Source organism: Streptomyces misionensis (assembly GCF_900104815.1).
Classification (GTDB): Bacteria; Actinomycetota; Actinomycetes; order Streptomycetales; family Streptomycetaceae; genus Streptomyces; species Streptomyces misionensis.
The window spans coordinates 6,863,505-6,882,907 of sequence record NZ_FNTD01000004.1; the positions used below are offsets into that span (position 1 = coordinate 6,863,505).

The 19,403-nt window shown below is 75.3% G+C and carries 16 protein-coding genes and 1 riboswitch; of the genes, 13 read left to right on the forward strand and 3 right to left on the reverse strand.

What is annotated here, in order from left to right:
- Positions 1 to 90: 90 nt before the first annotated feature.
- Both BLW85_RS32675 and BLW85_RS32680 read left to right on the forward strand, forming a co-directional pair.
- Positions 91 to 1,647: an SDR family oxidoreductase gene (locus BLW85_RS32675; RefSeq protein WP_070029671.1), complete on the forward strand. Its 1,557-nt coding sequence runs from the start codon at positions 91 to 93 to the stop codon at positions 1,645 to 1,647.
- A gap of 4 nt (positions 1,648 to 1,651) precedes the next feature.
- Positions 1,652 to 3,022, forward strand: coding sequence for a cryptochrome/photolyase family protein (locus tag BLW85_RS32680; protein WP_074994691.1), 1,371 nt, complete (start codon positions 1,652 to 1,654; stop codon positions 3,020 to 3,022).
- Between the two features lie 122 nt (positions 3,023 to 3,144).
- On the opposite strand, the gene BLW85_RS32685 is transcribed toward BLW85_RS32680, so the two are convergent.
- Positions 3,145 to 4,557 carry an amino acid permease gene (locus BLW85_RS32685; RefSeq protein WP_074994693.1) on the reverse strand — a complete coding sequence of 471 codons (1,413 nt, stop codon included), beginning with the start codon at positions 4,555 to 4,557 and terminating at the stop codon, positions 3,145 to 3,147.
- A 200-nt stretch (positions 4,558 to 4,757) separates the two neighbouring features.
- Here BLW85_RS32685 and BLW85_RS32690 point away from each other — a divergent pair, with 200 nt between their 5' ends.
- From BLW85_RS32690 to BLW85_RS32725, 10 genes are all read left to right on the forward strand, one after another.
- Complete coding sequence (locus BLW85_RS32690; protein WP_143060482.1) at positions 4,758 to 5,915, forward strand: hypothetical protein; 1,158 nt, start codon at positions 4,758 to 4,760, stop codon at positions 5,913 to 5,915.
- Between the two features lie 215 nt (positions 5,916 to 6,130).
- Positions 6,131 to 6,253: a putative leader peptide gene (locus BLW85_RS40650; protein WP_257585193.1), complete on the forward strand. Its 123-nt coding sequence runs from the start codon at positions 6,131 to 6,133 to the stop codon at positions 6,251 to 6,253.
- A 123-nt stretch (positions 6,254 to 6,376) separates the two neighbouring features.
- Positions 6,377 to 7,267: a glutathione S-transferase C-terminal domain-containing protein gene (locus tag BLW85_RS32695; protein ID WP_074994696.1), complete on the forward strand. Its 891-nt coding sequence runs from the start codon at positions 6,377 to 6,379 to the stop codon at positions 7,265 to 7,267.
- Between the two features lie 78 nt (positions 7,268 to 7,345).
- Positions 7,346 to 7,456: riboswitch (SAM riboswitch) on the forward strand.
- Between the two features lie 33 nt (positions 7,457 to 7,489).
- Entirely contained in the window at positions 7,490 to 7,639 is a 150-nt protein-coding gene (locus BLW85_RS39580) for a hypothetical protein (protein WP_167381447.1), read from the forward strand.
- 170 nt (positions 7,640 to 7,809) lie between these two features.
- Positions 7,810 to 8,790, forward strand: coding sequence for an amino acid ABC transporter permease (locus BLW85_RS32700; protein WP_074994699.1), 981 nt, complete (start codon positions 7,810 to 7,812; stop codon positions 8,788 to 8,790).
- A complete protein-coding gene (locus BLW85_RS32705; RefSeq protein ID WP_070029676.1) occupies positions 8,787 to 9,575 on the forward strand; it encodes an amino acid ABC transporter ATP-binding protein in 789 nt (262 codons plus the stop codon). Before BLW85_RS32700 ends, BLW85_RS32705 begins: the two co-directional genes overlap by 4 nt.
- A gap of 43 nt (positions 9,576 to 9,618) precedes the next feature.
- Positions 9,619 to 10,638 (forward strand): ABC transporter substrate-binding protein, encoded by a 1,020-nt coding sequence (locus BLW85_RS32710; RefSeq protein WP_074994700.1) that lies wholly within the window; start codon positions 9,619 to 9,621, stop codon positions 10,636 to 10,638.
- A 138-nt stretch (positions 10,639 to 10,776) separates the two neighbouring features.
- A complete protein-coding gene (locus BLW85_RS40655) occupies positions 10,777 to 10,899 on the forward strand; it encodes a putative leader peptide (protein WP_275657241.1) in 123 nt (40 codons plus the stop codon).
- A 142-nt stretch (positions 10,900 to 11,041) separates the two neighbouring features.
- Positions 11,042 to 12,271 (forward strand): LLM class flavin-dependent oxidoreductase, encoded by a 1,230-nt coding sequence (locus BLW85_RS32720; RefSeq protein WP_074994702.1) that lies wholly within the window; start codon positions 11,042 to 11,044, stop codon positions 12,269 to 12,271.
- 19 nt (positions 12,272 to 12,290) lie between these two features.
- Positions 12,291 to 13,670: an NtaA/DmoA family FMN-dependent monooxygenase gene (locus tag BLW85_RS32725; protein ID WP_074994704.1), complete on the forward strand. Its 1,380-nt coding sequence runs from the start codon at positions 12,291 to 12,293 to the stop codon at positions 13,668 to 13,670.
- A gap of 102 nt (positions 13,671 to 13,772) precedes the next feature.
- Here BLW85_RS32725 and absR1 read toward each other — a convergent pair whose 3' ends face one another.
- The gene (gene absR1 / locus BLW85_RS32730) at positions 13,773 to 14,858 is read right to left on the reverse strand and encodes a beta-glucuronidase AbsR1 (protein ID WP_074994706.1); all 1,086 of its coding nucleotides are present in this window, start codon (positions 14,856 to 14,858) and stop codon (positions 13,773 to 13,775) included.
- Positions 14,859 to 14,953: 95 nt separating this feature from the next.
- Between absR1 and BLW85_RS32735 the strand changes: the two genes are divergently transcribed.
- Positions 14,954 to 16,714, forward strand: coding sequence for a LuxR family transcriptional regulator AbsR2 (locus BLW85_RS32735; RefSeq protein ID WP_074994708.1), 1,761 nt, complete (start codon positions 14,954 to 14,956; stop codon positions 16,712 to 16,714).
- A gap of 43 nt (positions 16,715 to 16,757) precedes the next feature.
- On the opposite strand, the gene BLW85_RS32740 is transcribed toward BLW85_RS32735, so the two are convergent.
- Positions 16,758 to 19,370 (reverse strand): CHAT domain-containing protein, encoded by a 2,613-nt coding sequence (locus BLW85_RS32740; RefSeq protein WP_107409223.1) that lies wholly within the window; start codon positions 19,368 to 19,370, stop codon positions 16,758 to 16,760.
- Positions 19,371 to 19,403: the final 33 nt, after the last annotated feature.

Here is a 19,403-nt window from a genome sequence, read left to right on the forward strand (position 1 = left end):
GCCCGGATCCGGCGGCACGGCCAGCACGCTGGAGACACCCGGGAGCGCGCACGGACGCACCGGGACCCGAGCGCGGACGGGGGCCGGCCCATGGCGGACGAGACGACCGGGACGACTGCCCGGAGCACGGACGACGCCGGGGCACCGGCCTGTCTGGTCACCGGCGCCGGCGGCTACCTCGGCGGGCGGCTCGTGCCGGAACTGCTGGACGCCGGGTACCGGGTGCGCTGCCTGGTCCGCACTCCGGGCAAGCTGCGCGACCACCCGTGGGCCGGCCGGGTGGAGATCGTCCGCGGCGACGTCACGGACGCCGGGTCGGTGGCGCGCGCGATGGCGGGCATGGACGTGGCCTACTACCTGGTGCACGCGCTCGGCACGGGCCGCGACTTCGAGCGGACCGACCGCCGGGCGGCCCGGACCTTCGGCGAGCAGGCCCGGCTGGCCGGGGTCAAGCGCCTGGTCTACCTCGGCGGACTGACCCCCGCCGGGGTCCCCGAGCGGGAGCTGTCCCCGCACCTGCGCTCCCGTGCCGAGGTCGGCCGCATCCTGCTCGACTCGGGCGTGCCGACCGCCGTGCTGCGCGCCGCCGTCGTCATCGGATCGGGCTCCGCGAGCTTCGAGATGCTGCGCTACCTCACCGAGCGGCTGCCGGTGATGGTCACCCCGCGCTGGGTGCACACCCGCATCCAGCCCATCGCCGTCCGCGATGTGCTGCGCCTCCTGGCCGGCTGCGCCCGGCTGCCCGCCGACGTCACCCGCACCTTCGACATCGGCGGCCCGGAGGTGCTCACCTACCTGGAGATGATGCAGCGGTACGCCGCCGTCGCCGGCCTGCCCCGCCGGGTGATCCTGCGCGTGCCGGTGCTCACCCCCGGACTGTCCAGCTACTGGGTCGGGCTGGTGACCCCGGTGCCGGCCGCCATCGCGCGGCCGCTGACGGAGTCGCTGCGGTACGAGGTCGTCTGCCACGAGAACGACATCGAACGGTACGTGCCCTCCCCGCCCGGCCACCCCCTCGGCTTCGACCGGGCCGTCGCCCTGGCGCTCCAGCGGGTCCGCGAGGCCCGGGTGGACACCCGCTGGTCGTCCGCCTCCGTGCCGGGCGCCCCGAGCGATCCGCTGCCGACCGACCCGGACTGGGCGGGCGGCAGCCTGTACACGGACGTACGGGCACGCGCCGCCGACGTGCCGCCGGAGGCGCTGTGGCGGGTGATCGAGGGCATCGGCGGGGAGCACGGCTGGTACTCCTTCCCGCTGGCCTGGGCGGTACGCGGGCGGCTCGACCGGCTCGTCGGGGGAGTGGGCCTGCGCCGCGGCCGGCGGGACGCACGCCGGCTGCGGGTGGGCGACTCGCTCGACTTCTGGCGGGTGGAGGAGATCGAGCGCGGCCGGCTGCTGCGGCTGCGCGCCGAGATGAGGCTGCCGGGCCTGGCTTGGCTGGAGATGCGGGTGGAGGACGACGGCCACGGAGGCTGCCGCTACCGGCAGCGGGCGCTGTTCCATCCCCGGGGGCTGCTCGGCCACCTGTACTGGTGGAGCGTCTCGCCCTTCCACGCCGTCGTCTTCGGTGGCATGGCCCGCAACATCGTCCGCGCCGCCGCGGCATCGCGGGACGGTGCCGTGCGCCGGTCCCCGGAAGGAGGCTGACCACGTGGCCGCTTCGGTCGTCCTGTTCACGTCGGACCTGCGTCTGTACGACCATCCGCCGCTGCGTGCGGCGCTGGCCGCCGGGGACGAGGTGGTCCCGCTGTTCGTCCGTGACCGCGCGGTCGAGGCGGCCGGTTTCGCCACCCCGAACCGGGCCGCCTTCCTCGCCGACTGCCTGGCCGACCTGGACGCCGCCCTGCGCGAGCGCGGCGGGCGGCTCGTGGTGCGCTCCGGGGACCTGGTGACGCAGGTGTGCCGGGTGGCGGCACAGGCGGACGCCGGGGAGGTGCACATGGCGGCCGCGCACAGCGCCTTCGCCACCCGCCGGGAGGACCGGCTCAGGCGGGCGCTGGAGGCCGCGGGGCGCCGGCTGGTCGTGCACGACGCGGTGACCGTGGCCGTGCCGCCCGGCGCGGTGACCCCGGCCGCCTCCGATCACTTCGCGGTCTTCACGCCGTACTACCGGCACTGGGCGCGGGTCCGTCCGCGCGCGGTCCTGTCCGCCCCGCGCCGGGTGTGCGTGCCGGACCGGGTGACGGGCGAACGGCTGCCGGTGCGCGGGGCCGTCACCGGCGTCTCGCCCGCCCTGCCGCAGGGCGGCGAGCGCGCGGGCCGCGAGCGGCTGACCGCCTACTGGCGCACGGGCCTCGCCGACTACGCCGACACCCAGGACGACCTGGCGGCCGACGCCACCTCCCGGCTCTCCGCGCATCTGCACTTCGGCACCCTCTCCCCGGTGGAACTGGTCCACCGGGCCCGCCGCCACGGCGGCCCGGGCGCCGAGGCGCTGGTACGGCAGCTCGCCTGGCGCGACTTCCACCGCCAGGTCCTCGCCGCCCGCCCCGACGCGGCGCACGCCGACTACCGCACCAAGGGCGACCACTGGCGCACGGAGCGCACCGCGCGGGACGACATCGAGGCGTGGCGGCAGGGCCGTACCGGCTATCCGGTGATCGACGCGGCGATGCGGCAGCTGCGCCACGAGGGCTGGATGCACAACCGGGCCCGGCTGCTGACCGCCGGCTTTCTGACCAAGACGCTCTACGTCGACTGGCGGATCGGCGCCGCCCACTTCCTGTACTGGCTGGTCGACGGCGACATCGCCAACAACCAGCTCAACTGGCAGTGGATGGCCGGCACCGGCACGGACACCCGCCCCAACCGGGTCCTCAACCCCGTCCTCCAGGCCAGGCGGTACGACCCCGACGGCGCCTATGTGCGCCGCTGGGTGCCCGAACTCGGCGGTGTCGCCGCCCCGGCCGTCCACGAGCCGTGGAAGCTGCCCGGCGAGGTCCGGGCCGCGCTGGACTACCCCGACCCGGTGGTCGGCCTGGCCGAGGGACTGGACCGCTTCCGCCGGGCCCGCGGCCGGTAGGCAGGCCCCGCCCCGCCGGCCGGAGCCGAGGACGGCGTTCCGCCCGACCGGTGTCTTCAGCCCGCGCACGGCCATGACCGGTCGGCCCGGTCCCGCCGGGGCGTGACCGGCGCCGGGGTGCGCTACTCGGCGACCGGCTCCGTGCGGCGGCCGCGGCGCGCCGCCATCACCGCGTAGACGAGCACGCCGACGAAGAGGAACAGCGCGCCCTGGTACACCGCCGCATAGCCGGCGCCCGCCATCAGCCAGACCGAGAAGACGGCCGCGACCGCGGTGATCACCGAGTCCCGCACCAGCCGCCCGCGGTCCACCGACGCGGCCCGGCCGGAGACGAGGTGGAACAGCTGCGCGGCGGTGGCCAGCAGGTACGGCACCGTCGCCGTGAAGGTGGTGACGAGGACCAGCACCTCGAAGACCTTGCCGGAGCCGGACAGGTAGTTGTACGCGGTGAGCAGGGAGGCGAGCACCACGGTGACGCCGACGCCGACCGTCGGCACGCCCCGGCGGCGCCGGGTGAACGCGGCCGGGAAGAGCCCGTCGCGCGCGGCGGCGTACGGGGTCTGGGCGCTGAGCAGGGTCCAGCCGTTCAGGCAGCCGATCATCGACACCAGCGCGGCGAGCGCCACGGCCCAGCCGCTCCAGCTGCCGCCGAACATCGCGTTCACGGCGTCCGAGAACGGCGCGGTGGAGTGCACCAGGCGGTCGTGGGCGACCGTCCCGAACACGGACAGCGTGCCCAGCAGGTAGACCAGCGCGGCGCCCGCGGTGCCGATGACGGTGGCGCGGCCCACGTTGCGGCGGGCGTTCTCGACCTCACCGGCGCTGACCGCCGCGGACTCCACCCCGAGGTAGGAGAAGAGCAGCAGCGCGGCGGAGGCGGACACCGCGCCGATCGCGCCGTGGCCGCTGGAGTTGAACGGCCCGAGCCGAGAGGGATCGAAGAAGAACAGCCCGCCGATCGCGACGAGCAGCAGCGGCACGAACTTCAGCACCGTCGAGACCACCTGCACGGCGCCCACGTAGCGGGTGCCCGCGAAGTTGGCCAGCGCCGGCAGCCACTGGATCACCAGCGCGGCCAGGCACGCGGTCCAGCGGTGGCCGCCGACCGGGATCAGCACGTCCAGGTAGCCGACGGCGGCGACGGCGAGCGCGGCGTTCGACACCCAGGTGGTGATCCAGTACGACCAGGCCGCGAGGAAGCCCGCGAAGTCGCCGAACGCCCCGCGCGCGTAGACGTAGGGGCCGCCGGTGCGGGGGTCGCGCGCGGCGAGCCGGCCGAAGACCAGGGCGAGGGCGATGGCGCCCACGGTGAGCACGCCGAAGGCCACCAGGCTGACCGTGCCGTAGGGGGCGATGGAGGCGGGGAGCAGGAAGATGCCACCGCCGATGATGTTGCCCATGACCAGCGCGGTGGCCACCGGGAGCCCGAACCGGCGGGCGTGCCGACTGGAACCGCCGCAGGAGTCCTCGACGGCGACCGCGGGGTTCTCCGAGGGGGCCGGAGCCGACGGGGATGCGGTTCCGGTGACGTGCATGGGTGGTGCGCCTCTCATCAAGCCGATGCCCCGGGATCGCCGGGACCCGGCCATGGTCCGTGATGCCCCCACCTGCCGCAAAATCGCCGTTTCTTGTACCGTCCGGGATGCCCGCGAACGGAAAAAACTGAGGTCGGGACCCTCGTGCGCCGTGAAATCTCCGGTGCTCCCGAACGGTCGAACTGCGATGATCCGCTGGTATGAGAACCGAGGGGTCCGTTCGGCCGGAGGAGCGCGTGCTCCTCGTGGAGTCCCGCGCCGCCGACGCCGCGCTCGCCGCGTTCGGCGCCTGCCTGCCGCCGCGCGCCGCCGGCGAGGAGGTCGTCTTCCTGGCGCACGGCTACGCGGACGTGCCCCTGGGGCGACGGTACGACTGCTGCTTCCCGGCGGACGACGAGGGCGCCGTCACCTGGGTCACGGTCACCGTCGTCGCGGTGACCCAGCAGTTCGGCCGCCCCTTCGACGGCATCCCGCACGGCTGGCGGACGCTGGCCCTGCTGCGGTTCGAACCCGAGGTGCCCGCCGTGGTCCGCGCCCTGCCCCGGGCGTCCGTCTGGTGCGAGCACCCGGTCACCCTGCTCGTCGGGGACCGGGACGCCTGGGCGGCGCGCCGACGGGAGTACGGCGGGTTCGGCCACGTGCTGCGCCGGTGGACGGAGCACCGGCGCACGGACGCCGGCCGCCTGGCGCGGCAGGCCGGGGTGCCCGAGGCGTGGGTGCGGGGGGTGCTGTGCGGCGGGCCGCCCATGGACGTCCTGCTCCGGCGGCTGGCCCCGGTGCTCGGGCTGCGCACGCCGGACGTCTTCGCGCTCGCCGGCCGGTCGTCCCCGTACGATCCGCCGCCCTCCGGGGCCCGCGCCGGGGCGTGGGTGCCGGAACTGGTGCGGCACGCCGTGGCGCTGCCGCCGGAGGGGCTGGGCGAGCTCCGCCGGTTCGCCGCAGGCCTGCACCCGGTGCACCCCGAGGCCGCCGACGCCCCCGGCGAACCGGACCACGACGCGGCCGACGGCCCCGGCCCCCTCCTGATGCGCCTCGCCCGCACGCGCAACCTCGGCCCCGCGGCCACGGCCAAGACGCTGGCGGTGCTGACCGGGCGCCACTGGTCGGCCGCCACGTACCACGCGCTCGCCCGGGGCGGCAGGGAGGTCACCGACGACCTCCTGGCCGACTTCGCCGCCGTGTTCGGGGTCCCGGCCGCGGATCTGGCCGTGCTCGTCGGTGCCGGGCCGTGCGCCGCGCCACCCCCCGCCCCGGCGGTCGATGGGGCCGCCGAGCTGATCCACGACGTCCGCGCGCTGACCGCCGACCAGCTGCGCCGGGCGGTCTCCTTCGCCCGGTCGCTGCGGGAACGGTCCTGACGCGGGGAACGGTCGCGGCAGGGGAACGGCCGCCGCGCGGGACACGCGTGCCCGCGCCGCCCAAGGCGCTTGGCGGCGCGGGCGGTTGGGCGGCCCGGCGCCGGCGGCCCCGCGCCGCGACCGCCTCGGGTCTCTCCGGTGGAAACCCCCTTGACGGCCGTGCCCACCGGGATCGACACTCCTGGGAGGGAATCCTAGTGAACAGGTAGGGAATCATGGCGCGCCTCGAAGCGGTCGCCGGCCGAGCGGGCCGCACGCCGCCGCGCACCCCGCTGCTCACCTCCCGCCGGCACATCGACCTGCTGCGTGTCTGCAGCGCCATCGGCGTCCGGCGCTGAACCCGGGCCGGGTCCACGGACCCGGGGCCCGCGCCGCACCAAGCCTCCCGGCGGCTTGCGCCGCCATCCCTCCGACGGCCACCGCCGACGCGCCCCTCGCACGCCCACGACCCGGGGAGACGCATGACCATCACTCCGCTCGCCGCCGTCCCGCCCACCCACCGCGCCGCCGCGCCCCTGTTCCGGGGCAGGCTCGGCCGGGACGCGCGCAGCGGCCACTACGCCGTGGCCCACCGCTACCGGCTCCACCTGTCCACCGCCTGTCCCGCCGGACTCCGCCTCGCCGTCGGCCACACCCTGCTCGGCCTGGACGACAGCTGTCCGGTCACCTTCCTGCCCGCGCTCCCGGACGGCGACGGCGGCGGCCACACCGCGCTGCGCCCGCTGTACGAGGCCGGCGCCCACCACTACACCGGCCCGGCGCTCGCCCCCGTGCTGAGCGACGACTGGTCCGGACGGATCGTCAGCAATCACGCCCCCGACATCCTGCGCGACCTGGACCGCTTCCCGCGCACCGGCCACGGCCCGCTGTTCCCGGCCGGCCTGGAGTCCGTGATCGAGGCCGTCGAGCGGATGTGCGGCGAGGGCATCGAGGACGCCGCCCAGCGCGCCGGTTCGGCCGGCACCGATCCGGCCGGGCGGGCAGCCGCGCTGGACGTGCTGCTGGACACCCTCGGCCGCCTGGAACGGCGGCTGGCGGGGGAGGAGTACCTCGCCGACGGCCGGCTCACCGCCGCCGACATCGAGCTGTGGGTGTCGCTGGTACGGCTCGACACGGTGCACCGCTGCCACCTCGACGCCCACGCCGTGCAGCGCGTCGCCGAGCACCGGGCCCTGTGGGCCTACGCCCGCCGGCTCACCGCCCACCCCGCCTTCGGACACCACCTCGACCTCGACGGCATCGCCCGCCGCCACCAGGACGGCTGCCGGGGCCTGGAGGCCGCCGGAGCCGCCGTCCAGATCCTGGACTGGGCGGCCCACGCCACCGGCTCCCCGAACACTCCCCGCAGGTGAGAGGGGCCCGGCTCCATCCAACAGGCGGACAGGCGTTGACATTCGCGGCGCCGACTGCCTTACTTGCGGCTCAAGTACGGTCATGAGCGTCAGCGCCAAGCCCTGGCTCGCTGACCGGCAACCCTCGCGACGCGGTGGGGTGCCCCAGGTGACGACCGGACCGGACGACGACTTCGGTAAGCGCGGAGGCCCCACGGGGCCGCGACAGTGACAGGTGACGCCATGTACGCAGCCGGCAGGACGGCCCCGAGCCGCCCCCTGGGCTGCGTACCGCCGTGCGCCGCGCTGGTCGCCGACCGCGCCGTCGACCTGCTCCGCGTCAGCAGCGCGCTGTGTACCGCGCCGGGCGCCGCCACCGGCCGCCGGGGCTGACCCACACCTTCCGCCCCGGCGGCCGCGGGCACCGCTCGCCGCCTGCTTCCGGATCAACTCCGTTTCCTCTCCCGTGCGTTGCGACGCCTTCGCCGCGGGCCCGCGCACCCGCGGCGGGCCGCGTCCGGCCCGTCGCACCCGGGACGTCCCGTCCTTCGCCGGAGCCCGCCATGAGTCGACCCCCTGGCGCCGCCGTCTCCCTCGCCGAGGCGCCGCCCGCCCAGTCCCCGCCAACGCCCCCGGCCGCACAGCGCGTTCAGCCGCTGCGCCGGCCCGGCAGGTGGATCGCCACCGCCGTGGTCCTGGTGCTCGTCGCCCAGATCGCGCACGGCCTGGCCACCAACCCCTTCTACCAGTGGGACCGTTTCCGCTACTGGTTCCTGCGGCCCACCGTCCTCGACGGACTCCTCGTCACCCTCGAGGTCGCCGCCCTCAGCGCCGTGTCGGGGCTGCTCGGCGGCGTGCTGCTGGCCCTCGCGCGGCAGTCCGGCAGCCCGGTGCTGCGCGCGGTGGGCTGGACCTACACCTGGCTGTTCCGCTCGGTGCCGCTGATCGTCGTACTGATCTTCCTCTACAACTTCTCCGCCCTGTACAAGACGCTGAGCCTCGGCATCCCCTTCGGGCCCGCCTTCGTCACCTTCGACGAGTCCAGGCTCGCCACCGACATGACGGTCGCCGTCATCGGGCTCAGCCTCAACGAGGCGGCGTACGCGGCCGAGGTGGTGCGCGGCGGGCTGCTCTCCGTCGACCAGGGCCAGCACGAGGCGGCCGCCGCGCTCGGCCTGCCCAAGGGCTACCAGTTCACCCGGATCGTCCTGCCGCAGGCCCTGCGCTCCATCGTGCCCAACTACGTCAACCAGCTGATCGGCCTGGTCAAGAGCACGTCCCTGGTGTTCTACGTGTCCCTGCTCGACCTGTTCGGCTCGGTGCAGACCATGGGCAGCACCTACCCCGGCGACATCGTGCCGCTGCTCCTCGTCGCCACCGTCTGGTACCTGGTCCTGACCAGCGCCGTGTCTGTCGTCCAGTACTACGTGGAGCGGTACTTCGCCCGGGGCGCCACCCGCGCCCTGCCGCCGACTCCGTTGCAGAAGGCACGTGCCGCCCTCACCGGATTCCGGGCCCGGCTGCGCAAGGAGGCCGCCGTATGACCGCCACCGCCACCCCGCCCACGGTCCCGGCCGCGCTGGAGGTGCACGACGTCCACAAGTGGTACGGCACCCACCGCGTCCTCGGCGGCATCGACCTGACCGTGCGCCCCGGCGAGGTCACCGTCGTCATCGGGCCCTCGGGATCGGGCAAGTCCACGCTGCTCAGGGTGATCAACCACCTGGAGAAGCCCGACATCGGCCAGGTCAGCGTCGGCGGCGAACTCATCGGCGTCCGGCGCGTGGGCGGGCGGCTCAGGGAACTCGGCGAGCGCGCCGTCCTCGCCCAGCGCGGCCGGATCGGATTCGTCTTCCAGAACTTCAACCTCTTCCCGCATCTGACCGTCCTCGACAACGTGGCCGCCGCCCCGGTCGCCACCGGCCGCCTCGGCAGGCCCGAAGCCCGGGAACTCGCCCGGGAGCTGCTCACCCGGGTCGGCCTCGGCGACCGCACCGGCGCCTACCCGCGCACGCTGTCCGGCGGCCAGCAGCAGCGGGTCGCCATCGCACGCGCCCTGGCCCTGCGCCCCGGCATCATCCTCTTCGACGAGCCCACCTCCGCGCTCGACCCGGAACTCGTCGGCGAGGTCCTCTCCGTCATCAAGGACCTCGCCACCAGCGGCACCACCCTGGTGATCGTCACCCACGAGATCGGCTTCGCCCGCGAGATCGCCGACCGGATCGTCTTCATCGACGCCGGCCGGATCGTCGAACAGGGCCCGCCCGCCCAGGTGTTGGACAACCCCCGGCACGAACGCACCCGCGACTTCCTCGCCCGGGTCCTGTGACCCCCGCCCACGACCGACGCACCAGCGAACGACAAGGACCGCCATGCCCAGCCACCCCTTTCGACGCCGTCTGATCCGCGCCCTGTCCGCGGCCACCGCGGTCGCCTCCCTCGCCGGCACCCTCGCCGCCTGCGGCGGCGACAGCGAGGCGGCCACCACGACCGACGCGGCCGGCACGGTCACCGTGGGCCGGGTCTCCAACGGGGCCGCCAAGCCGACCGAGTTGAAGGTCTCCGAGGTCAAGGCCCTCAACGCCGAACTGCCCGCGGCCGTCCGCAGGAGCGGCACCCTGAAGATCGCCGTGGGCGCGCTGCCCGACGGCTTCCCGCCGCTCGCCTACATCGGCGGCGACCAGAAGACCCTCACCGGAGCCGAGCCCGACTTCGGCCGACTGGTCGCCGCGGTCCTCGGACTCAAGCCCCAGTTCTCCAACGCCACCTGGGAGAACATGTTCGTCGGCATCGACAGCGGCAAGGCCGACGTCGGCTTCGCCAACATCACCGACACCGAGGAGCGCAAGAAGAAGTACGACTTCGCCTCCTACCGCAAGGACAACGTGGGCTTCGAGGTGCTGAAGAAGAGCACCTGGAACTTCGACGGCGACTACGAGAACCTCGCCGGGAAGACCGTGGCCGTCGACAGCGGCACCAACCAGGAGAGGCTCCTCCTGGAGTGGCAGAGCAAGCTGAAGGCCGAGGGCAAGACGCTCACGGTCAAGCGCTACGCCGGCAAGAACGCCACCTATCTGGCGCTGACCGGCGGCAGGATCGACGCCTACTTCGCCGCCAACCCCGGCGTCGCCTACCACGTCACCCGCACCGCCGCTTCACCCGACCCCACCCGCAGCGCGGGCACCTACTCCGGTGCGGGCGCGAGCCTCCAGGGGCTGATCGCCGCCACCACCAAGAAGGACAGCGGCCTGGCCAAGCCCATCGCGGACGCCGTCAACCACCTGATCAGGAGCGGGCAGTACGCCAAGTGGCTGGCCGCCTACAACCTCTCCGACGAGGCCGTGGCCAAGTCCGAGGTCAACCCGCCCGGCCTGCCGCTCAGCGACTCCTGACGGCGGACGGAGAAATACCCGGCCCGCGACCGCGGACACGGGAACACCCGGCGGGAGGGGGACGTTGTGACTCATGACGAGATGTGCGAAGGCGCCGCGCAGGCGGCCCGCCGAGCCCGGTGGACGGAGGTGGCGGACATGAGCGAGGACCCGAGGCGCGTCCCGTGCGCCCGCGTCCTGCGCACCGCCCGCTCCGCCGTGCTGCACTCCCGGCCCCACATAGACCTCCTGCGCGTGGCCGGCGCGCTCTGTCGCCCCTGACACCCCTTTCCCCGGTCACTCCCCGGTTTTCTCCGGTCCCGCCGGCGGTGCGGATCGCCCGCACCGCCGCGCCCCTCGCCGTACCCCGACACCGGTGCGTCCGGCACACCCTCGTACGGACACCCAGGAAGGCCACCGACCCGTGTCCTCTGCACCCGACTCGCACAACCCCGACCACCTCCATCTCGCCGTCGCCCTGGAAGGCACCGGCTGGCATCCCGCCTCCTGGCGCGAGCCGGTCGCCCGTCCCGGGGAACTGTTCACCGCCGGATACTGGGCCGAGCAGGTCGCCGAGGCCGAGCGCGCGCTGCTCGACTTCGTGACCTTCGAGGACGGCCTAGGCCCGCAGTCCTCGCGCCCGCTGGAGCCCGACGACCGCACCGACCAGGTCCGCGGCCGGCTCGACGCGGTCCTCGTCGCCTCCCGCGTCGCCCCGCTCACCCGGCACATCGGCCTGGTCCCGACCGTGGTGGCCACGCACACCGAGCCGTTCCACATCTCCAAGGCGATCGCCACCCTCGACTACGTCAGCACCGGCCGCGCCGGACTGCGGGTGCGGATCAGCGCACGGCCCGACGAGGCCGACCACTTCGGCCGCCGCACCATCGCCCGTGTCGAGGCCCCCGACAGCCCGGACGCCCAGGAACTGCTCGGCGACCTGCTGGACGAGGCGGCCGACCATGTGGAGGTCGTGCGCCGGCTCTGGGACAGCTGGGAGGACGACGCCGAGATCCGCGACCGGGCGACGGGCCGCTTCATCGACCGGGACAAGCTGCACTACATCGACTTCGAGGGCCGCTTCTTCAGCGTCAAGGGCCCCTCCATCACGCCCCGCCCGCCCCAGGGGCAGCCGCTGGTCACCGCCCTCGGCCACCGCACCCTGCCGTACCGGCTGATCGCCCGCCAGGCCGACCTCGGATACGTCACCCCGCACGACGCGGCGCACGCCCGGGCGATCGTCGCCGAGATCCGCGCCGAGCAGCGGGCGGCCGGCCGGGCGGGTCAGACCCTGCACCTGTTCGGGGACCTCCTCGTCTTCCTGGACGACAGCCGCGCCGCGGCCGAGGCCCGGCGGGAGCGGCTGGACGCGCTCGCGGGGGAGCCGTACACCGGCGACGCCCGGATCTTCACCGGTACGGCCGCCGAACTCGCGGATCTGCTGGAGGAGTTCGCGGCCGCCGGGCTGACCGGGTTCCGGCTGCGGCCCGCCGTCGCCGGGCACGACCTGCCGCGCGTCGGCCGCGACCTGGTGCCCGAACTCCAGCGCCGGGGCCGCTTCCGCACCGCCTACGAGGCAGACACCCTGCGCGGCCTGCTCGGCCTCGCCCGCCCCGCCAACCGCTACGCCGCAGCAGCGGCCACCGCCGTCTGAGCCGGAGGACCGTACGACCATGAGCAAGCCGCTGAAGCAGATCCACCTGGCCGCCCACTTCCCCGGCGTCAACAACACCACCGTGTGGAGCGACCCGGCAGCCGGCAGCCACATCGAGTTCGACTCCTTCGCGCACTTCGCGCGCACCGCCGAACGCGCCAAGTTCGACTTCCTGTTCCTCGCCGAGGGGCTGCGCCTGCGCGAACAGGGCGGGAAGATATACGACCTCGACGTGGTCGGCCGCCCGGACACCTTCACGGTGCTGGCCGCCCTCGCCGCCGTCACCGACCGGCTCGGGCTGACCGGCACGATCAACTCCACGTTCAACGAACCGTACGAGGTGGCCCGCCAGTTCGCGAGCCTGGACCACCTCTCCGGCGGCCGCTCCGCCTGGAACGTCGTCACCTCCTGGGACGCCTTCACCGGCGAGAACTTCCGCCGCGGCGGCTTCCTGCCGCAGGAGGAACGCTATTCGCGCGCCAAGGAGTTCCTGGCCACCGCGAACGAGCTGTTCGACTCCTTCGGCGCCGGCGAGGTCCTCGCCGACCAGGCCACCGGCACCTTCCTGCGGGACGCCAAGGCAGGCGCCTTCGTGCACCGGGGGCAGCACTTCGACATCCACGGCCGGTTCAACGTGCCGCGCTCCCCGCAGGGCCGCCCGGTGATCTTCCAGGCGGGCGACTCCGACGAGGGCCGCGAGTTCGCCGCCTCCGGCGCGGACGCCATCTTCAGCAGGTACGCCGGGCTCGCGGAGGGCCGGGCGTTCTACGCCGACGTCAAGGGCCGGCTCGCCAAGTACGGCCGCCGCCCCGAGGAGTTGCTCATCCTGCCCGCCGCGACCTTCGTGCTCGGCGACACCGACGCCGAGGCCGCCGAACTCGCCCGCGAGGTGCGCAGGCAGCAGGTCAGCGGGGCCACCGCCCTCAAGCACCTGGAGTTCGTCTGGAACCGCGACCTGTCGGCGTACGACCCGGAGGGACCGCTGCCCGACGTCGACCCGGTGGTGAGCGAGGAGCACATCTCCCGGGGCCGTGCGCAGGTACGGATGTACCGGGACCCGGTCGCCATCGCCCGCGAGTGGCGGCAGCTCGCGGAGGCCAACAAGTGGTCCATACGCGACCTGGTCATCAACACCGGCAACCGGCAGACCTTCGTCGGCGCCCCGCGGACCGTCGCCCGCTCCATCAACGAGTTCGTGCAGGCGGACGCCTCCGACGGGTTCATCCTCGTGCCGCACATCACCCCCGGCGGCCTCGACCCGTTCGCCGACAAGGTGGTGCCCCTCCTCCAGGAGCAGGGCGTCTTCCGCGCCGACTACGAGGGCACCACCCTGCGCGACCACCTGGGCCTGGCCCACCCCGACTCCGCCGCCCCGGCCGCCGAGCGGGCCGCCTCCTAGGGCCCCGGACAACGGCGTGGCCGCGGACGTCACCTCCCCCGTGGGTGACGTCCGCGGCCACTCCCCCCGTGCCGGACTATGGCCTGTCCCCTCCGCGCGCCCTCACCAGCACATCACCGCCGTCCGCCCCGACCCCCACGTGGAGTACAGACGGACCCGGACGACGTAGCGGCGCCCCCGGACCAGCCGGACCCGCACGGCCGCGTTGTCCGGGGTGCCGCCGTCGTCGTGGCCCGCGAGGAAACGCGGTTCCCCCTCCCGCTCCTCGAAGACCACCAGCACGGCGTCGGCGTCGCCGAAGGTGCCCACGGTGTAGTCGCGGGTCTCCGGCGGCTCGACCAGGAAGTCCGCCTGCTCGCCCGGGCCGAGGGCCAGTGGTGCCGAACAGAACGGCTCCAGCGGCCGCGGCCCGCCCCCGCCGGCCGGCGGATACCAGCGCAGCACGAACTCCCGGTCCAGCTCCGAGGGTGTGCCGGCCGGACGCAGCCCCCCGCGGTACCGCTCCGGCTCCAGCACCAGCCCCGGACCGAACGGCAGGGCCATCACGGAGCACGGGTCCCACACCGCGCCCCTGGACTCCCCGGCGTCGAGCGCACGCAGGACGTTGGTGTACGTCGTCTCCCGGCTCCAGTGGTTCGGCGGGCCCGCCAGCTCCGCGTAGACGGCCTCGTCGTCCCAGTGCAGCCCGGCGGACGGGTTCTGGTGCTCGTGCACCAGGCCGAGCGCGTGCCCGATCTCGTGCAGGACCGTGCCGCGCTCCCCCTGCGCGGTCACGTCCCACCCGAGATTCATGGTGCGCTCGGCCCGGCCCACCGCCAGCGCCTCCCGGCCCACCGCGGACCAGGACCCCCCGCCGGCCTGGAACCCGATCCGCAGCTCGGCCTCCCCCCGGTCGCCGACCTCGGCGAAGGCGACGCCCACCCCCAGTGCCTCCCACTGCGCGAAGCACTCGCGGACCACGTCCTGCTGCTCCTTGCCGCCGGCCCACGGCACCCGGCGCAGCTCCCCGGTGCCGGGCACCGGGATCACCGAGGCGTCGTGGCCGGCATCGAGGAAGCAGTAGTGCAGCACCGTGCCGTTGACCCACATGCGCCGCCCGGCGAGCAGCGCGCCCAGCCGCTCGGCGGTCAGCCCCGGTCCGAAGGACGGGGCCGGCTGCCGCGGTAGCGAGCACAGGCGTCGGGTCATGCGGAAACAGTGCCCGCCCGCCCGGTGCGGGCGCCTGAGTCGGGGGCTACTCAAGTCGCCCTGTATCAAACCTGAGTACGCCTGCTCTGTCAGGTGTGAGGACTTACGAACAGGACGCGAAGACCCTCGAACTGCCCTGGCCGTTCACCGGCCGGGCGGACGAACTGGAGTTGGTGCGGGGGGCGTCGGCCACCGGCCGGCGCGGCATCGTGGTGACCGGGCCCGCGGGACGCGGCAAGACCCGGCTGATCACCGAGGCGGTCCGGGGCACCGAGCACGCCCGGGTGACCGGCACGCCCGAGGCCCGCCACCTGCCGTTCGCGGCGTTCGCGCACCTGCTGGACGGCACCGGCTCGCTGCACGGAGCGGTGCGGGCGCTGTCCGGGGTCCGGCTCCTCGTCGTGGACGACGCCCACCTGCTGGACGAGGCCTCCGCGGCGCTGGTCCACCAGCTCGCCGTGCACGGCCGCACCCGGCTGGTCGTGGCCGCGACCGACGGCGTCCCGGCGCCCGGCGCGGTGTCCCGGCTGTGGACCGGGGAGGTGCTGCCCCGGCTGGCCCTTGCCCCGCTGCCCGCCGAGGACACCGCCGAACTCCTCGCCGGAGCCGCCCTGGAACCGCTCACCGTGCGCCGGCTGCACCATCTGTGCCGGGGGGACCTGCGGCTGCTGCGCGACCTGGTGACCGCGCTCGTGGCCGGCGGCCGGCTCGTGCCCGTGCCCGGCACCGGCGAGCGGGCCTGGCGCGGGCCGCTGCCGGTCACCCCGGCGGTGCGCGAACGCCTCGCGCCGGTACGGGAGCGGACCGGCCCCGGCGAACGCGAGATCCTCGAACGCCTCGCCTTCGCCGAACCGGCGACGCTCCCCCTGTCCGGCTTCGACCCGGCGGCCCTCGGCCTGTCCGGCTCCCACCCGTCCGGCTCCGAACTGGATGTCCTGGAGCGCCTGGAGACGGACGGGCTGATCGTGGTGGGTGAGGACGGCGCGGTGGCACTCGCCGACCCGCTGCACGGCCCGGCCCTGCGCGCCGCCACCGGCCGGCTGCGGGCCCGCCGGCTGACCGGCGGCCCCTACCGCCTCGGGGCCGCGCTCGACGCCGAACAGCACGATCTGCGACGGCGGATGGCCGAGCTGGACGTGCGGCCCGCGCCCACGCCGGTGGGGGACTGGCTGCTGGCGGAGGGCGGCCCGGTGCCGGCCGGGTACGCCGCCGTACGGGCCCGGTACGCCCGGCTGCGGGGCGAGGTGCGGGACGCGGCGGCGTGGGCGCGCGAAGGGCTGCGGCGGGAACCGGGGCACGCCGGGTGCGGCGCCGAACTCGCGCTCGCCGCAGCCGAGTCCGACGAGCCGGGGCGCCTCGGGCCCGACGGTGACGACGGCCACGCGCACCGCACCGCCGTACGGCTCGGCCTGCCCGCCGGTCCGCTCCCGGCGGGCAGCGTGTTCGCCCGGCACGCCGAGGCGCTGGCGCGGCGGGACGGGGCCGCGCTGGACCGGGCCGCGATGGCCCTGGAGGAGCGCGGTTTCCTGCTGTTCGCCGCGGAGGCGCACGCCCAGGCGGTACGGGCGCACCGGGACCCGCGGGCCGCGCGGCGCTCCCGCACCCGGGCGCTGGCGCTCGCCCGCCGCTGCCAGGGCGCGCGCACCCCGGTCCTGGCCGGGCTGGTGCTCGGCGAACTCACCGCGCGCCAGCGGCAGATCGTCGCCCTCGCGGCCTCGGGACTGAGCAACCGGGAGATCGCCGAGCGGCTGACGCTGTCGGTGCGCACGGTGGGGAACCATCTGTACAGCGCGTACACGCGGCTCGGCACCGGGGACCGGGGGGCGCTGCCCTGCCTGGTGGCGGAGACGGCGTAGCCGTACCGCCCGCGGCCCCCGCCGGACCGTTCCGCACGCCCGGCTACGCCGCTCCGAAGGCCGCGAACGCCCAGCCCGTGGCCTGGTGCACCGTGTCGGAGGGCAGGGTGGTGCGGGCGTCGCGCAGAGCCTCGGCCAGCGACAGGCCCGCGGTGAGGCCCTTGTGCAGGGCGAGCATCAGCGGAATCACGGCGGCGTCGTTGACCGGGGCGCTGCTGGCGACCACCCCGGCCGTGCCCAGCGGCAGCAACGCGGTGACCAGACCGAGGAGTTCATCGGCGCCGACCGAGGCGAGACGGGCGGTGTCGCAGCTGGAGAGGATGATGCGGTACGGGCTGCGGTCCAGGCGCTCGAAGTCGTGCACGATCAGCGGGCCGTCGGCCATCCGCAGCGCGGAGAACAGCGGGCTGTCGGCCCGGAAGGTGCCGTGCGCGGCCAGATGCGCCAGCCCCGCGCCGTCCAACTCCGCCAGCACCCGCGGTACTTGCGCGCCCTCACCCTCCAGGACCGTCGCCGTGCCGTAGCGGTCGGCCAGCTCCGGCACCTCCGCGCCGCCCGTGGCGAGACCCGGGCCGCGCACCAGCACGGTGCGGCCGTCCCGGGGCGGCTCCGTCTCCCGGGCGCGCAGCCAGCTGCCCGCCGACGGCGACACACTGAGCACCCGGTCGCGCAGCGCGGGCAGCAGCGCCCAGGGCACCCGGTGCAGCGCCCCCGGCGGCACGATCACCACCGGCCCCGTCCCCAGCTGCGGCACGGCACCACCCAGCAGCAGCTCCTGGAGCCGTTCGCCCGCCGCCTCCACCAGCGGCAGCCGCGCCTCCGCCCCCGGGTGCGCGAGCCGCCGCAGCCCCGCCTGCACGTACTCGGCCTCGGCCACCGCCTCCGCGAGCGGCCCGGCCGCGAACCGCCGCACCCTGCCCTGCCCGCACAGCAGCACATGCACCCGCCCCCCGACCACGGCGAGTTCCACCAGCCGGCCGTCGCCGAGCCGGTCCAGCAGCCGGGACACGTCGAAGCGGCTGCCCTCGTGCGGGGCGGAGCCGCGGATATGGCGGGTGCGCGAGCGGATCTCCCGCTCCAGGCGCCGCTGTTCCCGCTCCAGCGCCGGGACCGGACGGCCCTCCATCCGGGCCTCCTCCGCGCGGGCCGCGATCTCCCGGTAGGCGGTCAGGCCGCTGAGCAGCGCCGGGTCGGCGGGCGGCCGGGTCGGCGGCGCGGACAGCACGGTCGCCCGCCACCGCTCGCTCCACTCCAGCAGCCGCCGGGGACCGCCGTGGGTGAGGCTCACCTCCTGGGCCAGCGCCGCCAGTTCGGCGCCCTGCGCGGTCACGTGGGCGCGCAGCTCCGAGGCGCCCAGCGTCATCCGGTGGTCGTCCAGCACGTCCAGACCGCGCCGGCAGGCCTCCAGGACGCCCCGCCGGGAACCGGCCGCGCGGGCCCGCAGCGCCTGCGCCGCCCAGCCGGTCATCCGGGCCGGCGCCGGACCCGCGTGCCGGCCGCGGGCCGCCACCGCCAGATGCCGCTCCGCGTCCGCCGTCCAGCCGAGCGCCAGCGCGATCCGGCCGGCCAGCAGCGAGGCCTCGGGCGCTGCGGGGGAACCGAAGGAGGCCAGCCGTTCGGCCACCGCCGCCGCGTCCCCGACCAGCCGCCCCGAGCGGCGCCCGTCCGCCACCCGCGCCTCGATCAGCACCAGCCGGGCGTGCGTCTCCCACCACAGCCGCCGCTGCGCCGCGAACAGCCGTACCGCGACGGCCGCGCGGGCGATCGCGGTGGGCGCGTCCCCGGCCGAGCGGGCCGCCCGCGCGGCGGCCAGCAGCAGTTCGGCCTTGCGGGTGGACTGCCCGCCGATCCGGTCGAGCAGGGCGATCGCCGCGTCCGCCTCGGCCAGCGCCTCCGGGGCGAGGCCGGCGGCCATCAGCACCTCACAGCGCCGGATGGACAGCATGTAGGTGGGCGTGCCGAGCTTCGCGTACCGTTCCTCCGCCTCGTCCAGCAGCCGCAGCGCCGCCGGGACGTCCCCGGAGCGGAAGGCGGCCAGCCCCCGGCTCTCCACCGCGTCCGCCTTGTCGTGCTCCTGGCCCGTGGTGCCCCACAGCCGCTCCGCCGCCGTGAAGTCCGCGTCGGCCCGCTCGACCGCGCCGAGCGCCAGGTGCACGGTGGCCCGCAGGGTCAGCGCCCGCGCGGTCCAGATGTCGTCGCCCAGCTGCCGCAGCACCGGCAGGGCCCGCCGTACGTCCTCCAGCGCCTCCCGGTGGTGCCCCAGCACCCACCAGACGTAGGCCCGCCGGTAGAGCACCCGGGCCCGGGTGTGGCCGGTGCCGCGCGCGACCCCCCGCTCGAAGGAGGCGAGCCCCTGCCGCGTGCGCCCCGCGTGCACCAGTGCGACCCCCAGCGTCGCCAGCACATCCGCCTCGCGGTCCGCCGAATCGGCGCGCGCGGCCAGGTCCCGAGCCCGCCGCAGATGCCGCAGCGCGACGCGCAGATCGCCGAAGTCCCGCTGCCAGATGCCGAGCACCTGGTGGGCGATGCTGGCGGCCAGCGGCGCCGGGGCGGCTTCGAGCACCAGCTCGGCGCGCGCCCTGGCCTCGCCGGGGTCGGCGAACACCATGGGCAGCAGTTCGAGGACCGGCTCGCTTCCCGCTGTCACGCCTCGCATCGTAGTGGCCTGTATCAGATGGCGGACCGGCGG

What these genes read in the sequence shown, in the direction of transcription:
- BLW85_RS32685 (WP_074994693.1), bottom strand. Translation starts at nt 4,557, where the DNA reads ATGCACGTCACCGGAACCGCATCCCCGTCGGCTCCGGCCCCCTCGGAG.
- BLW85_RS32705 (WP_070029676.1), top strand. Translation starts at nt 8,787, where the DNA reads ATGACCGCCACCGCCACCCCGCCCACGGTCCCGGCCGCGCTGGAGGTG.
- BLW85_RS32690 (WP_143060482.1), top strand. Translation starts at nt 4,758, where the DNA reads ATGAGAACCGAGGGGTCCGTTCGGCCGGAGGAGCGCGTGCTCCTCGTG.
- BLW85_RS32675 (WP_070029671.1), top strand. Translation starts at nt 91, where the DNA reads ATGGCGGACGAGACGACCGGGACGACTGCCCGGAGCACGGACGACGCC.
- BLW85_RS39580 (WP_167381447.1), top strand. Translation starts at nt 7,490, where the DNA reads ATGTACGCAGCCGGCAGGACGGCCCCGAGCCGCCCCCTGGGCTGCGTA.
- BLW85_RS32695 (WP_074994696.1), top strand. Translation starts at nt 6,377, where the DNA reads ATGACCATCACTCCGCTCGCCGCCGTCCCGCCCACCCACCGCGCCGCC.
- BLW85_RS40650 (WP_257585193.1), top strand. Translation starts at nt 6,131, where the DNA reads ATGGCGCGCCTCGAAGCGGTCGCCGGCCGAGCGGGCCGCACGCCGCCG.
- BLW85_RS32700 (WP_074994699.1), top strand. Translation starts at nt 7,810, where the DNA reads ATGAGTCGACCCCCTGGCGCCGCCGTCTCCCTCGCCGAGGCGCCGCCC.
- BLW85_RS32710 (WP_074994700.1), top strand. Translation starts at nt 9,619, where the DNA reads ATGCCCAGCCACCCCTTTCGACGCCGTCTGATCCGCGCCCTGTCCGCG.
- absR1 (WP_074994706.1), bottom strand. Translation starts at nt 14,858, where the DNA reads ATGACCCGACGCCTGTGCTCGCTACCGCGGCAGCCGGCCCCGTCCTTC.
- BLW85_RS32740 (WP_107409223.1), bottom strand. Translation starts at nt 19,370, where the DNA reads ATGCGAGGCGTGACAGCGGGAAGCGAGCCGGTCCTCGAACTGCTGCCC.
- BLW85_RS40655 (WP_275657241.1), top strand. Translation starts at nt 10,777, where the DNA reads ATGAGCGAGGACCCGAGGCGCGTCCCGTGCGCCCGCGTCCTGCGCACC.
- BLW85_RS32725 (WP_074994704.1), top strand. Translation starts at nt 12,291, where the DNA reads ATGAGCAAGCCGCTGAAGCAGATCCACCTGGCCGCCCACTTCCCCGGC.